This is a genomic window from Pinisolibacter aquiterrae, from assembly GCF_019160155.1.
Classification (GTDB): Bacteria; Pseudomonadota; Alphaproteobacteria; order Rhizobiales; family Ancalomicrobiaceae; genus Pinisolibacter; species Pinisolibacter aquiterrae.
In genome coordinates this window covers 37,296-50,667 of the sequence record NZ_JAFNIH010000051.1, presented here as the reverse complement: position 1 = coordinate 50,667, position 13,372 = coordinate 37,296, and the positions used below count along the sequence as shown (strand labels likewise).

Annotated in this window: 8 protein-coding genes; 3 read left to right on the top strand and 5 right to left on the bottom strand. The window is 69.2% G+C overall.

From position 1 onward, the window contains the following. Nucleotide 1: 1 nt before the first annotated feature. The 3 genes from nirB to J3S89_RS20105 all read left to right on the top strand — a co-directional run bounded on the left by nirB (nucleotide 2) and on the right by J3S89_RS20105 (nucleotide 5,593). Nucleotides 2–2,440 carry a nitrite reductase large subunit NirB gene (nirB, locus tag J3S89_RS20115; RefSeq protein WP_217930503.1) on the top strand — a complete coding sequence of 813 codons (2,439 nt, stop codon included), beginning with the start codon at nucleotides 2–4 and terminating at the stop codon, nucleotides 2,438–2,440. A gap of 32 nt (nucleotides 2,441–2,472) precedes the next feature. Then, complete coding sequence (nirD, locus tag J3S89_RS20110) at nucleotides 2,473–2,805, top strand: nitrite reductase small subunit NirD (RefSeq protein ID WP_217930494.1); 333 nt, start codon at nucleotides 2,473–2,475, stop codon at nucleotides 2,803–2,805. Between the two features lie 109 nt (nucleotides 2,806–2,914). After that, a complete protein-coding gene (locus J3S89_RS20105; protein WP_420801336.1) occupies nucleotides 2,915–5,593 on the top strand; it encodes a nitrate reductase in 2,679 nt (892 codons plus the stop codon). An 82-nt stretch (nucleotides 5,594–5,675) separates the two neighbouring features. Here J3S89_RS20105 and J3S89_RS20100 read toward each other — a convergent pair whose 3' ends face one another. The 5 genes from J3S89_RS20100 to J3S89_RS20080 form a co-directional block, all read right to left on the bottom strand. Beyond that, nucleotides 5,676–8,849, bottom strand: coding sequence for an efflux RND transporter permease subunit (locus J3S89_RS20100; protein ID WP_217930483.1), 3,174 nt, complete (start codon nucleotides 8,847–8,849; stop codon nucleotides 5,676–5,678). A 16-nt stretch (nucleotides 8,850–8,865) separates the two neighbouring features. Then, nucleotides 8,866–10,020 (bottom strand): efflux RND transporter periplasmic adaptor subunit, encoded by a 1,155-nt coding sequence (locus J3S89_RS20095; RefSeq protein WP_217930481.1) that lies wholly within the window; start codon nucleotides 10,018–10,020, stop codon nucleotides 8,866–8,868. Nucleotides 10,021–10,153: 133 nt separating this feature from the next. Continuing rightward, nucleotides 10,154–11,761 carry a methyl-accepting chemotaxis protein gene (locus tag J3S89_RS20090; protein ID WP_217930479.1) on the bottom strand — a complete coding sequence of 536 codons (1,608 nt, stop codon included), beginning with the start codon at nucleotides 11,759–11,761 and terminating at the stop codon, nucleotides 10,154–10,156. After that, complete coding sequence (locus J3S89_RS20085; RefSeq protein WP_217930469.1) at nucleotides 11,739–12,263, bottom strand: PAS domain-containing protein; 525 nt, start codon at nucleotides 12,261–12,263, stop codon at nucleotides 11,739–11,741. Before J3S89_RS20085 ends, J3S89_RS20090 begins: the two co-directional genes overlap by 23 nt. A 510-nt stretch (nucleotides 12,264–12,773) precedes the next feature. Further along, nucleotides 12,774–13,172 carry a group III truncated hemoglobin gene (locus tag J3S89_RS20080; RefSeq protein ID WP_217930459.1) on the bottom strand — a complete coding sequence of 133 codons (399 nt, stop codon included), beginning with the start codon at nucleotides 13,170–13,172 and terminating at the stop codon, nucleotides 12,774–12,776. Nucleotides 13,173–13,372 lie beyond the last annotated feature (200 nt).

The window sequence follows — 13,372 nt, the reverse complement described above, 5'->3', positions numbered from 1 at the left end:
CATGCAGAAACTCGTCGTCATCGGCGCCGGCATGGCTTCGGGCCGTGTCCTGGAACACCTGTTCGAGTCCGCCCCCTCGGCCTTCGAGGTCACGCTCTTCAACGCGGAGCCGCGCGGCAACTACAACCGCATCATGTTGTCGCCGGTCCTCTCCGGCGAGAAGAGTTACGAGGAGATCGTCACCCACGACGACGCCTGGTACGCGGAGAACGCCGTCGCCTGCCGCTTCGGCGAGCCGGTCGTCTCGATCGATCGCGACCGCAAGGTGGTGGTCGGCGCGAAAGGCGAGGTCGCCTACGACAAGCTGGTGATCGCCACGGGGTCCTCGCCCTTCATCGTGCCGGTTCCGGGCAAGGATCTCCCCGGCGTCGTCGCCTACCGCGACCTCGACGACACCAACGCGATGATCGAGGCGAGCGTCCCCGGCGCCCGCGCGGTCGTCATCGGTGGCGGCCTGCTCGGCCTCGAGGCGGCGGCGGGCCTGCGCCTGCGCGGCATGGAGGTGACGGTCGTCCATCTGATGGGCCACCTGATGGAGCGTCAGCTCGACGAGGCGGCGGGCTATCTCCTGCGCAAGGATCTCGAGAAGCGCGGCATCACGGTTCTGACCCGCGCCTCGACCAAGGCGATCCTCGGCACCGAGAAGGTGGAGGGCGTCGCCCTCGAGGACGGCTCGGTGATCCCCGCCGATCTCGTGGTGATGGCCGTCGGCATCCGCCCGGAGACCCGCGTCGCCAAGGCGGCCGGCGTCGAGGTCAATCGCGGCATCAAGGTCGACGCCCAGATGCGGACCTCCGACCCGGACGTCTTCGCCGTCGGCGAATGCGTCGAGTTCGAGGGGATTCTGTTCGGTCTCGTCGCGCCGCTCTACGATCAGGCCAAGGTTCTCGCGGCGACGCTGCTGGGCGAGACGGCGGCCTTCACCCCGAAGGAGCTGTCGACCAAACTCAAGGTGACCGGCTGCGATCTCTTCTCGGCCGGCGATTTCGCCGAAGGCGAGGGCCGCGACGACATCGTCCTGCGCGATCCCGCCCGCGGCATCTACCGCCGCTTGGTGCTCGAGGGCGATCGCGTCCTCGGCGCGGTGATGTACGGCGACACCGCCGAGGGCGGCTGGTTCTTCGACCTGATCCGAGACGGCACCGACGTCGGCGCCATGCGCGACACCCTGATCTTTGGCCAGGCCTATCAGGGGGGCTCCCCCCTGGACCCTATGGCGGCCGTTGCAGCCTTGCCGGATGATGCGGAGATCTGCGGTTGCAACGGCGTCTGCAAGGGCACCATCGTCAAGGCGATCACCGAGAAGGGGCTGACCAGCCTCGAGGAGGTGAGGGCGGTCACCAAGGCCTCCGCCTCCTGTGGTCAGTGCACCGGCAAGGTCGAGCAGGTGCTCGCGGTCACCCTCGGCGACGCCTTCACCGGCCCGGCCCGCAAGACCATGTGCAAGTGCACCGACCTCACCCACGGCGAGGCGCGCGACTTCATCCGCGCCAAGGGCCTGAAGTCGATCCCCGCCGTGATGCAGGAACTCGGCTGGAAGACGCCGAACGGCTGCGCCTCCTGCCGTCCGGCGCTCAACTACTACCTCGTCTGCGATTGGCCGGGCGAATACGAGGACGACGGCCGCTCGCGCTTCATCAACGAGCGCGTCCACGCCAACATCCAGAAGGACGGCACCTTCTCGGTGGTGCCGCGCATGTGGGGCGGCCTGACCACGGCGGCCGAGCTGCGCGCCATCGCCGACATCGCCGAGAAACACGCGGTGCCCCTCGTCAAGATGACCGGCGGCCAGCGCATCGACATGCTCGGCATCAAGAAGGAGAACCTGCCGGCGATCTGGCGGGATCTGAACGAGGTCGGCCTCGTCTCGGGCCATGCCTACTCCAAGGGCCTGCGTACGGTGAAGACCTGCGTCGGCAAGGAATGGTGCCGCTTCGGCACCCAGGACAGCATGGGCCTCGGCGTCAAGCTCGAGAAGCTCATGTGGGGTTCCTGGACCCCGGCCAAGGTCAAGCTCGCCGTCTCCGGCTGCCCGCGCAACTGCTCGGAAGCGACGGTCAAGGACATCGGCGTGATCTGCGTCGACAGCGGTTACGACATCCACATCTCCGGCGCGGCCGGTCTCCACGTCCGGGCGACCGATCTGCTCTGCCACGTCGATACGGAGGAGGAGGCGCTCGAATATTCCGGCGCCGTGCTCCAGATGTATCGCGAGGGTGCCTGGTATCTCGAACGCATCTACAAGTGGCAGGAACGCGTCGGCCTCGACACGATCAAGGCGACGATCGTCGACGATCCGGCGGCCCGTGAGGCGCTGTGGGAGCGCTTCCTGCTCTCGCAGAAATTCGCCCAGATCGACCCGTGGGCCGAGCGCGTCGCCGGCCTGGAATCCCACGAGTTCTCGCCCATCACCATCGTCCCGGCCCTGGCCGCCGAATGACCCCGAGTCCAGAACGACAGGAGCACCGCGCCATGACCACTTGGTACGACATCTGCGCCTTCGACGACGTGCCGGCCCTCGGGGCCCGCACGGTGCGGATCGGGGCCCGCGAGATCGCGGTCTTCCGCACCGCCGACGACGCCGTCTTCGCGCTCGAGAACAAGTGCCCGCACAAGGGCGGTCCGCTGGCCGAGGGCATCGTCCACGGCCGCAAGGTCGCCTGTCCGCTGCACAACTGGGTCATCGACCTGGAGAACGGCGAGGCGACCGGCGCCGATCACGGCTGCGCGGAGGAATTCGCGGTCGCCGTCGAGGCCGGCCGCATCCGCCTCGCCGTCCCCGCGGAGAGGCTCGCCGCCGAGTGATCCACCGCCCGGACGGTTCGCCGTCCGGGTGATCTCGCCACAGACCGATCATCGTCCGACGTCCGACGCGCGCGCCCCGCGTCGGCGCGAGGAGACCCGCATGTCCGACATCGTCCGCTCGACCCTCACCACCTGCCCCTATTGCGGCACCGGCTGCGGCGTGAAGGCGGACGTCCACGCCGACGGCACGGTGACGGTCTCCGGCGATCCCGATCATCCCGCCAACTACGGCCGGCTCTGCGTCAAGGGCGCGGCGCTCGCCGAGACCCTGGTCCCGGACGGCCGCCTGACCCGGCCGGAGATCGGCGGCGTGGTCGCGACCTGGGACGAGGCGCTCGACCGGGTCGCGGACACCTTCGCCGCCGCGATCCGCGATCACGGTCCCGACAGTGTCGCGCTCTATGTCTCCGGCCAGATCCTGACCGAGGATTATTACGTCGCCAACAAGCTGATGAAGGGATTCGTCGGCTCGGCCAACATCGACACCAATTCGCGCTTGTGCATGGCCTCCTCTGTCGCCGGCCACAAGCGCGCCTTCGGCACCGACACCGTGCCCGGCACCTACGAGGATCTCGAACAGGCCGATCTGGTGGTGCTGATCGGCTCCAACCTCGCCTGGTGCCACCCGATCCTCTACCAGCGCATCGCCGCCGCCAAGGCCGCGCGTCCCGCCATGAAGGTGGTCAACATCGACCCGCGCCGCACCGCCACCGACGACGTCGCCGATCTTCATCTCGGCCTCGCGCCGGGCTCCGACGTCGCCCTCTTCGCTGGCCTGTTGCACGCGCTGGAGCGCGCCGGACGGCGCGACGCCGCCTTCGTCGCCGATCACACCTCCGGCCTCGACGAGGCGCTCGCCGCCGTCGCCGGTTTTGCCGATCCGGCCGAGGCCGCCCGCGTCACCGGCCTGGCCGTGGCCGACGTCGAGGCCTTCTTCGCCCTCTTCGCCGCGACCGAGAAGGTGGTGACGGTCTACAGCCAGGGCGTCAATCAGTCCTCGGCCGGCACCGACAAGGTCAACGCCATCATCAATTGCCACCTCCTCACCGGCCGCATCGGCAAGGAGGGCGCCGGGCCGTTCTCGGTGACGGGCCAACCCAACGCCATGGGCGGACGCGAGGTCGGCGGCCTCGCCAACCAGCTCGCCGCCCATCTCGAACTCGCCGACCCGGCCCACCGCGCCCTGGTCCAGGAGTTCTGGGGCTCGCCGAGGATCGCCGAGACGGCCGGCCACAAGGCGGTCGACCTCTTCGATGCCGTCGCCGACGGGCGCATCCGAGCGCTGTGGATCATGGCGACCAACCCGGTCGACAGCCTGCCCGACGCCGATCGCGTGAAGCGCGCCATCGAGAACTGTCCCTTCGTGGTGGTCTCCGAGGTGATGCGCTCGACCGACACCGCCGAACTCGCCGACGTCCTGCTGCCGGCGGAAGCCTGGGGCGAGAAGGACGGCACCGTCACCAATTCCGAACGCCGCATCAGCCGCCAGCGCGGCTTCATGCCCCCGGTCGGCGAGGCGAAGCCCGATTGGTGGGCCCTCGCCGAGGTCGGCCGGCGGCTCGGCTGGGGCGAGGCCTTCGGCTGGGAGACCGCCGCCGGCGTCTTCCGGGAACACGCGAGCCTTTCCGGTCATCGCCCGGAGGTGACTCGCGATTTCGACATCTCCGCCTTCGCCGATCTCGACGACGCCGGCTTCGACGCGCTCGCTCCGTTCCAATGGCCGCGCCGGGCCGGGGAGGCGACGCCCAATGCCCAGAAGCGCTTCTTCGCCGACGGCCGCTTCTTCACCCCCGACGGCCGGGGCCGCTTCGTCGCCACGCCCTTCCGCGCGCCCCGCGCCCGGCCGACGCCCGAACGGCCGTTCTGGCTCAACACCGGCCGCATCCGCGACCAGTGGCACACCATGACCCGCACCGGGGTGGCGCCGCGTCTCTCCGGCCACATCGCCGAACCCTTCGTCGAGATCGCCCCCGCCGACGCCGAGCGCCTCGCCATCGCCCCGGCGAGCCTCGTGCGCATCGAGAACCATCGCGCCCACGTGGTCGTCCGCGCCCTCGTCACCGACCGTCAGAGCCCCGGTGCGGTCTTCGTGCCGATCCATTGGACCGATCGCTTCACCGCGCGCGGCCGGGTCGATGCCCTCGTCGCGCCCGAGACCGACCCGATCTCCGGCCAACCGGAATCGAAGGCGACCACCGTCGCGGTCGAGCCCTTCGCCGCGCGCTGGTACGGCTTCGCGGTGGGACGCGAGACCCGTCCCGCCCACGAGACCGACTATTGGGCGCTCGCCCGCATCGAGGGCGGCATCCGCCTGGAATTGGCCGGCCTCGACGCGTTCGGCGACGCCGAGGCGTTCGCCGGCGATCTCTTCGGCCCGATCGATGCCGTCGTGCATGTCGCCGACGCCAAGGCGCGCCGCCTGCGCCTCGCCGCGATCCGCGCGGGCGAGGTGGTGGGGCTGCTCTTCGTCGCCCCGACCCCGGTCGAGGCCTCGCGCGACTGGCTCTGCTCGCGCTTTTCCTCCGGCCCGATCCCGGCGATCGAGGCCGTCTCCCTTCTCGCCGGTCGTCCCGGCGGCGCGACCGTCGATCCCGGCCGCCGTGTCTGCACCTGTTACGGCGTCGGTATCGAACAGATCCGCGACGCCGTACGCGGTGGTTGCCGCTCCGTCGCGGCGATCGGCGAGAAGCTTCGGGCCGGCACCAACTGCGGCTCCTGCCGCCCCGAGATCGCCACCGTCCTCTCCGAGACCCTCGCCGAGATCGCCCCGGCCGCGGCGGCGGAGTGACGGCATCGGATCGCGGAAACGAAAAGGCCCCGTTCGATCGCTCGAACGGGGCCTCGTCTCATTGGGTGAGCTGAGGGCGGCGTCAGCCGCCGCGCGCCTCCGCCACCGCCCGGCGCTTGGCGCGGGTGCGCACCCAGCCGGTGGTCTTGCGGATCGCCACATAGAACACCGGCGTCAGGAAGAGGCCGACGAAGGTGACGCCGATCATGCCCGAGAGCACGGCGGTGCCGATCGCCCGCCGCATCTCGGCGCCCGGGCCGACCGCGAAGGCGAGCGGCACCACGCCGAGGATGAAGGCGAAGGCGGTCATCAGGATCGGCCGGAGACGCAGACGGCAGGCCTCGATCGCCGCCTTGACCGGCCCGTCGCGGTTCTGGATCTCCTGCTGCGAGGCGAACTCGACGATCAGGATCGCGTTCTTCGCGGCGAGACCGATCAGCACGATCAGACCGATCTGGGTCAGGATGTTGTTGTCCATCCCCCGCATCCACACGCCCGCCAGCGCCGCGCCGACGCCGAGCGGCACGATCAGGATGATCGCCAGCGGCAGCGCCCAGCTCTCGTACTGCGCCGCCAGGAGCAGGAACACGAACAGCACCGACAAGGCGAAGATCGGCGCCGCCGAACTCGCCGCGAACTTCTCCTGATAGGCGAGTTCGGTCCACTGGAAGCCGGTGCCCTGCGGCAGCACCTGCCGGGCGATCGCCTCCATCTTGTCGAGGGCGGCACCCGACGAGACGCCCGGGCCGGCCTGACCCTGGAGCGGGATCGAGGTGTACATGTTGTAGCGCTGAATCAGCGCCGGTCCCGCCACCTCGCGCGCCGTCACCAGCGTGCCGAGCGGCACCAGCGCGCCGTTCGAGGACCGCACCTTGAGCCGGGCGAGATCGTCCCGGGTCATGCGGAACGACGCGTCGGCCTGGGCGCGGACCTGATAGACCCGGCCGAAGGCGTTGAAGTCGTTGACGTAGGCCGAGCCGAAGTTCTGCTGGAGCGCGTCGAAGATCGCGCCGATCGGCACGTTCAGCATTTGCGCCTTGGTCCGGTCGATGTCGAGCCAGACCTGCGGCGTCGAGGCGGAGAAGGTGGTGAAGACGCGGGAGAGGTCCGGATCCTTCGCCGCCGCGCCCATCATCTGATAGGTGAGGCCGAGGATGCGGCGCATGTCGGCCGAATCCTTCTCCTGGATCTGCATCTTGAAGCCGCCCTGGTTGCCGAGGCCGCGCACCGGCGGCGGCGGCACCGCCACGGTGAAGGCCTCCTGCATCGGCGCCAGCGTCTTCAGCACCGCGCCGACGATCTTGTCCGAGGTCAGGCCCTTGGGCAGACGCTCGTCGAACGACTTGAACGGCACGAACAGGATCGCCCCGTTCGAGGACGGCGTGAAGGTCGAGGCATTGACGCCCGCCACCTCGACGGTCGCCGCGACGCCGTCGATCTTGCGCACCCGTTCGCCCGCTTCCGCGACCACGGCCTGCGTGCGCGACAGCGAGGCGCCGTCCGGCAACTGGACGATGACCAGCGCATAGCCCTGGTCCTGGCTCGGAATGAACCCGGTCGGCAGGACCTTGGCGAGCCACACCGTGCCCGCGATGAGCCCGGCGTAGATCAGCAGCGAGACGAACTTCCAGCGCACGGCGACCCCGACCGCCGCCGCATAGGCGTCGGCGAGCCGGTCGAAGCCGCGGTTGAACCCGCCCGCCAGCGCGTGGCCGATCCGCGCGATCGGGCCCTCCGGCTCGTCGTCGCGATGCGGCTTCAGGAGCAGCGCGGCGAGCGCCGGCGACAGGGTCAGCGAATTGACCGCCGAGATGATGGTGGAGACCGCGATCGTCACCGCGAACTGGCGGTAGAACTGGCCGGTGATGCCGGTGACGAAGGCGGTGGGGATGAACACCGCGGCGAGCACCAGCGCGATGGCGATGACGGCGGTGCCGACTTCGTCCATCGTCGTGTGGGCGGCGTCGCGCGGGCGCATGCCGTCGCGCATGTTGCGCTCGACGTTCTCCACCACGACGATGGCGTCGTCGACGACGATGCCGATCGCCAGCACCAGACCGAAGAGCGTCAGGTTGTTGAGCGAATAGCCGAGCGCCGACAGGACCGCGAAGGTGCCGATCAGCGACACCGGGATCGCCACCAGCGGAATGACCGCCGTCCGCCACGACTGGAGGAAGACGATGATCACGATCACGACGAGGCCGACCGCCTCGAACAGCGTCTCGTAGACCGCGTCGACCGAGGCCTGGATGTATTCGGTCGGGTTGAAGCCGACGGTGTAGGTGAGACCGGCCGGGAAGCTCTTGGAGAGCTCCTTCATCTCGGTCTCGATCTGATGGGCGGCGGCGAGCGCGTTGGTGCCGGGGCGCTGGAACACCGCCACCGCCACCGAGGGCTTGCCGTTGTAGAACGAGGCGTTGGTGTAGCTCTGTGCGCCGACCTCGACCCGCGCCACGTCGGCGAGCCGGATCACGCGGCCGTCGGCGGTCGAACGGACGATCACGTCCTCGAACTGCTTGGGATCCTGGAAGCGCCCCTGGGTGCGCACCACCAGTTCGAAGGCATTGTCCTTCGGCGCCGGCTGCGCCCCGAGCGTGCCGCTCGACACCTGGACGTTCTGCGCCCGGACCGCCTGGACGACGTCGTCGGCGACGAGGCCGAGCCCGGCGAGCTTGGTCGGGTCGAGCCAGATCCGCAGCGAATAGAGCCGCTCGCCGAAGATCGTCACCTCGCCGACGCCATCGAGCCGCAGGAGGGGATCGCGGACGTTGGCGCGGGCGTAGTTCGACACGTAGAGCGGATCGAGCGACCCGTCCGGCGAGAACATCGTCAGCACCATCATGATGTCGGGCGACGACTTGTTGGTGGTGACGCCGGTCTGCTGCACCGCCTGCGGCAGGCGCGGCAGCGCGACCGAGACGCGGTTCTGCACCAGAACCTGCGCCTTGTTGAGATCGGTGCCGAGCTTGAAGGTGATGGTCAGCGCCATCGACCCGTCGGAGGAGGCGTAGGAGGACATGTAGAGCATGTCCTCGACGCCGTTGATCTGCTCCTCGAGCGGGGTCGCGACGGTCGCGGCCACGGTCTCGGCGTCGGCGCCGGGGTAGTTGGCGCGCACGACGATCGTCGGCGGGGCGATCTCGGGATATTGCGAGACCGGCAACGCGTTGAACGCCACCAGCCCGACGATCACGATCAGGATCGACAGGACCGAGGCGAAGATCGGTCGGCGGACGAAGAAATGGGCGAAACGCATGGGGCTCGGCCCTTTCTCACTTGGCCGGCGCGGCGACGGGCGGCAGGGTCGCGACCTGCGGCGTCACCTTGATGCCCGGCCGGATCCGCACGAGGCCGTTGATCGCGATCGTCTCGGTGCCGGCGAGGCCGGACCGGATCAGGCGATAGCCGTCGATCTTGGGGCCGAGCACCACCGGCTTCGGCGTCACCGCGCCGTCCTCGCCGACCGCATAGACGATGCGTCGGGTCTGGTCGGAGGCGATCGCGTCGTCGGGAACGAGGATGCCCTGCTTCGGACCGCCGAAGGGCACGCGGATGCGCCCGAAGAGGCCCGGCGTCAGGAACAGATCGGCGTTGGCGACCTTGGCGCGCAGGCGCACCGTGCCCGAGGCCTGATCGACCCGGTTGTCGACGAAGTCGATCGTCGCCTTGCGCTTCGGCTCGGGCTCGTCGGAGGTGCCGATCTCCACCGGCGTGCCGACGATCGTGCCCTTGGCGCCGGCGCTGCCGAGCGCGCGCTCGAGGCCGAGGAAGGTCGCCTCGTCGAGCTCGAAATAGAAGTCGATGGGATCGGCGGCGACGATCGACGACAGCGCCGTGTCGGCGGCGCCGACCAGAGTCCCCTCCGACACCAGCGTCCGCGACATCCGTCCGTCGAAGGGCGCGCGCACCTCGGTGAACTCGAGATTGAGCGTCGCCGCGGCGAGCGCCGCCTTGTCGCCGATGGCGCGGGCCTGGGCCTGGAGGAAGGCCTGACGGCGCTGATCGTAGAGCTGATCGGTGATGTTGCCGGTCTTCTGGAGCTGCTGGGCGCGCTCGAGATCACTGGTGGTGAACTGCAGGGTGGTCTCCGACACGGTGACCGCCGCCTTCGCCTGATCGACCGCGGCCTGATAGGGGCGGGGGTCGATGGTGAAGAGCAGCTCGCCCTTCTTGACGAAGGCGCCGTCCTTGAAGGTGACGGACTGGAGATAGCCGGGAACCCGCGACTTGATCGTCACCGATTGGGTGGCGTCGAACCGGCCGGTATAGATCAGCGTCTCCTGAACCTCGCGTACCACCGGCTTGGCGACCGTCACCGCCGGACCGGCGGGCGGGGCCGACTGGGCGAGGGCCGACGTGGAGAAGACACCGAGGCTCGCCGCCAGGGCGGCGCCGGCGGCGGCGAAACGAAGGGCGGACACCCGCATGAGCGGACCTCGACTGACATGAAACGACACGAGGCCGGAGAGTCGCTCCGGCCTTTGTCGCATATCAGCATGATTACGGACGCGCCGTCACCTGGAGATTTCGTGAGTTTCGGCGGTGCACACGTGAAGGCGGTCAGGCGGCCTTGGCGTGGGCGACCATGCGGCGCAGCCGATCGACGGCGTCTGGAGCCAGTTCGGCGGCGATGAATTCGACGCCCGCGAGGCCGCCGTCGCGCCAACGCACGATGCTCGGGCAGACGACGCCCGGCTCGCACACCAGCTCGAGCCGTGCGCCGACCGCGAGCGAGGGTTCGCATCCCGCGAGCTTGGCGCCGCTCATCGAGACGTCGATGCAGGTCGCCCGCGCGCGCCGCGCGCCCTCGAGCACGTCGAGTTCGTAGCCGGTCTCCACGCGCGGCTCGGCCGTCACGCGGCGGTCGAGCGGCCCGCGCCGCAGGCGCACCAGGAAGTCGCGCACCGTCTGCGACAGGCGATCGCCTTCCGAGGAGATCGAGCGCGAGGTGCCGAGCAGGCCGTCGGCGAGTTCGGCGGTCTCGCGGGCGATCTCGCCGATGCTCGAGATGTTGTCGGTGACCCGCCGCGAGCCCTCGAAGGCGCTGCCGACGTTGTGGGCGATCTCGGAGGTGGCGACGATCTGCGCCTCGATCGAGCCGCGCATCGCGCCGGTGATGGCGTCGATCTCGGCGATGGTGCCGCCGATGCCGACGATGCTGTCGACGGCGGCCCGGGTCGCGCTCTGGACCTCGGCGATGTGGCGGCCGATCTCGCCCGTCGCCTTGGCGGTCTGTTCGGCGAGGCCCTTGACCTCGGCGGCGACCACGGCGAAGCCGCGTCCCGCCTCGCCGGCGCGCGCCGCCTCGATCGTCGCGTTGAGGGCGAGGAGGTTGGTCTGGCCGGCGACTTGATCGATCAGGCCGATCACCGCTCCGATCTTCTCCGCCGCGCTGGAGAGGCCGGAGACGATGCGTCCGGTCTCCTCGGCGCGAACGACCGCCGCCCGGGCGATCGTCGCGGAGCGTTCGACCTCGTCGCCGATGCCGCGCGCCGAGGCGGTCAGGTGCTCGGTCGCGTCGGCGACGCGCTGCACGTCGGTGGAGGCCGCCTGCGAGGTGCCGACGACCGAGGTGGCGCGATCGCCGGTGACGCCGGCGCCCTGGCTCATCCGCGTGGCGGTGTCGCTCATGCCGCCGGCGGCGGCGATCAGGCTGTCGACGATCGAATTGATGGTCTGGGCGAAATCCTCGGTCGAGACGTTGAAGGACTCGACCCGCTGCTGGATCGCGTCGGTCGCTTCGTTGATCGTGCCGGAGGCCCTGAGGAGCGCGCCGTGCATGCCGTCGGGCAGGATGCGGCGCCAATATTGGTTGTGGCGCACGGCGTCCATCGCCGCGCCGGATTCGCGCACGAAGGCGTCGATGTGGTCGGCCATGTCGTTGATCGCCTCCGACAGGTCGCCGACCATCCCCCCTTGATCGAAGACCAGATCGCGGGTCTCGAAGTCGCCCTTGCCGAGCGCCTCGCACACCCGGATCGCGCGGGAGACGCCGGCCCGCACGTGGAGCGCCGCTCGGATCCCGATCGCGGTCGCCAGCGCCGCCACGGCGAGGAGACCGAGCGCGGCCCACCGTGCCTCGAAGGCGATCGCCACCCCGGTCCCGATGATCGCCGCCAGGGCGACGACGCCCGGAACGAGCACTTCAGAGCGAGAAGATGAGCTCATCATAGCTGCTGGCCTTCGACTTCACGATGTCCAAGAGGCGGGCGAAGGAGGCGCGCATGCCCTCTTTCGCGTTGGCGTGCGAAGCCTCGATCGCCAGAAGCTCGGCATAGACGGGCTCGATCACCGTCTCGATCACCCGGCGGTCGGGCACGCGGCGGTTGGAGTGGTAGCCGCAGACCGTCCCCGCGTCGTCGTAGGACGGGGTGACGTGGGCGAAGACCCAATAGAAGTCGCCGCTCTTCGCCATGTTCTTGACGTAGGCGAAGACCTCCTTCTCTTCGCCGAGCCGATCCCACAGCAGCTTGAAGACCGCGCGCGGCATGTCGGGATGCCGGATGATCGAATGGGGCGCGCCCATCAGCTCGGCGCGGCTGTAGCCCGCGACCGTCGCGAAGGTCTTGTTCGCGTAGGTGATCCGGCCCTTGAGGTCGGTCTTGGACACGATGATCTCATCGGGGTCGAAGGTGACCTCGTGGCGGGTCGGTCGGATGGAGGACGCCATGACAACTCCGAGCGCTTCGGCGAACCTGAAGGGGCGTCCTCCAGATTGGAAGCAGGGCGGTTAACGAATGATGTGAAATCCGCTACGTAGATCTACTTCACCGAAATATGACCTTGGGTAAGGGCGCCGCCACGGGCGCGCGCCGACAGATCCCGCCGAGACCTCCAAAGTAATATTTCAAATCTCACATCGAAACAACGCGCCGGAACCGGCGCGGTGCCGCCCGACGACGTCTCGCCATCCTGCGCCCGCGCGCCGGGGCGGAACGATCTCTCGGACGCGGTCCGCGAAGACGTCGCGGTGAGGAATTTGCGATGCAGCAGAAATTTCGCATTGCAATTACTGCAACGCAACATTATGGTCTCCGGGTGAGCCGCGCTTCGCGGCGCCGCTCATGGCCCTTCTCGGGCGTTTCCTCCCTAAGACTTGGGCCGCCGTAGGGCGGCCTTTTTTTTTGGCTCGCGCCATCGCGGCCGGGGCGAGCCGGCGGCGGGGAGGGCGCGCCCTCCCTCAGCTGCGCGGCAGGCGCATCGGCCGGCCGTCGGGGCCACGCAACGGGAACAGTCCGGCCTGGAAGGCGGTCGACATGTGGCCGGCCTTGGTGATCGCCTGCTCGGCGAGATCCGCCGGCAGTTCCTCGCGCGCCGTCTCGCTGAACAGCGCCATCCAGCGATCGAAATGATCGGGCTCGATCGCCAGCTTCCAATGCGGCGGAAACGGCCGGCCCTGATAGCGATCGGTTCCCAACAATTGACGCGACCAGAAATCGACGATCACGCCGATGTGCTCGTCGAAGGCCGGGATCGCCCGAAACACCGGCCCGAGCAGATCGTCGCGGTCGCCCTTCGCGTAGAAGCGGCGCACCAGACGATCGATCGCCGCTTCCAAGCCGTCTGCGGTCTGGTCCATGGGAGATCACGTACCTCGTGTTGCGTTTCTCCGACGTTTGGGACCCGCCACCGGCGATGGCAATAAGGAAAAGACCGCATACCCGCGGTTTTCGAGGCTCGTCGAACCGATTTTGACGCGCGCGGCGCGCCCGCCGCCGCCGAACCGCGCGGATCCGCCCCGCCTCCGAGGCCGCGTGTCGGACACGCGACACGAATCCG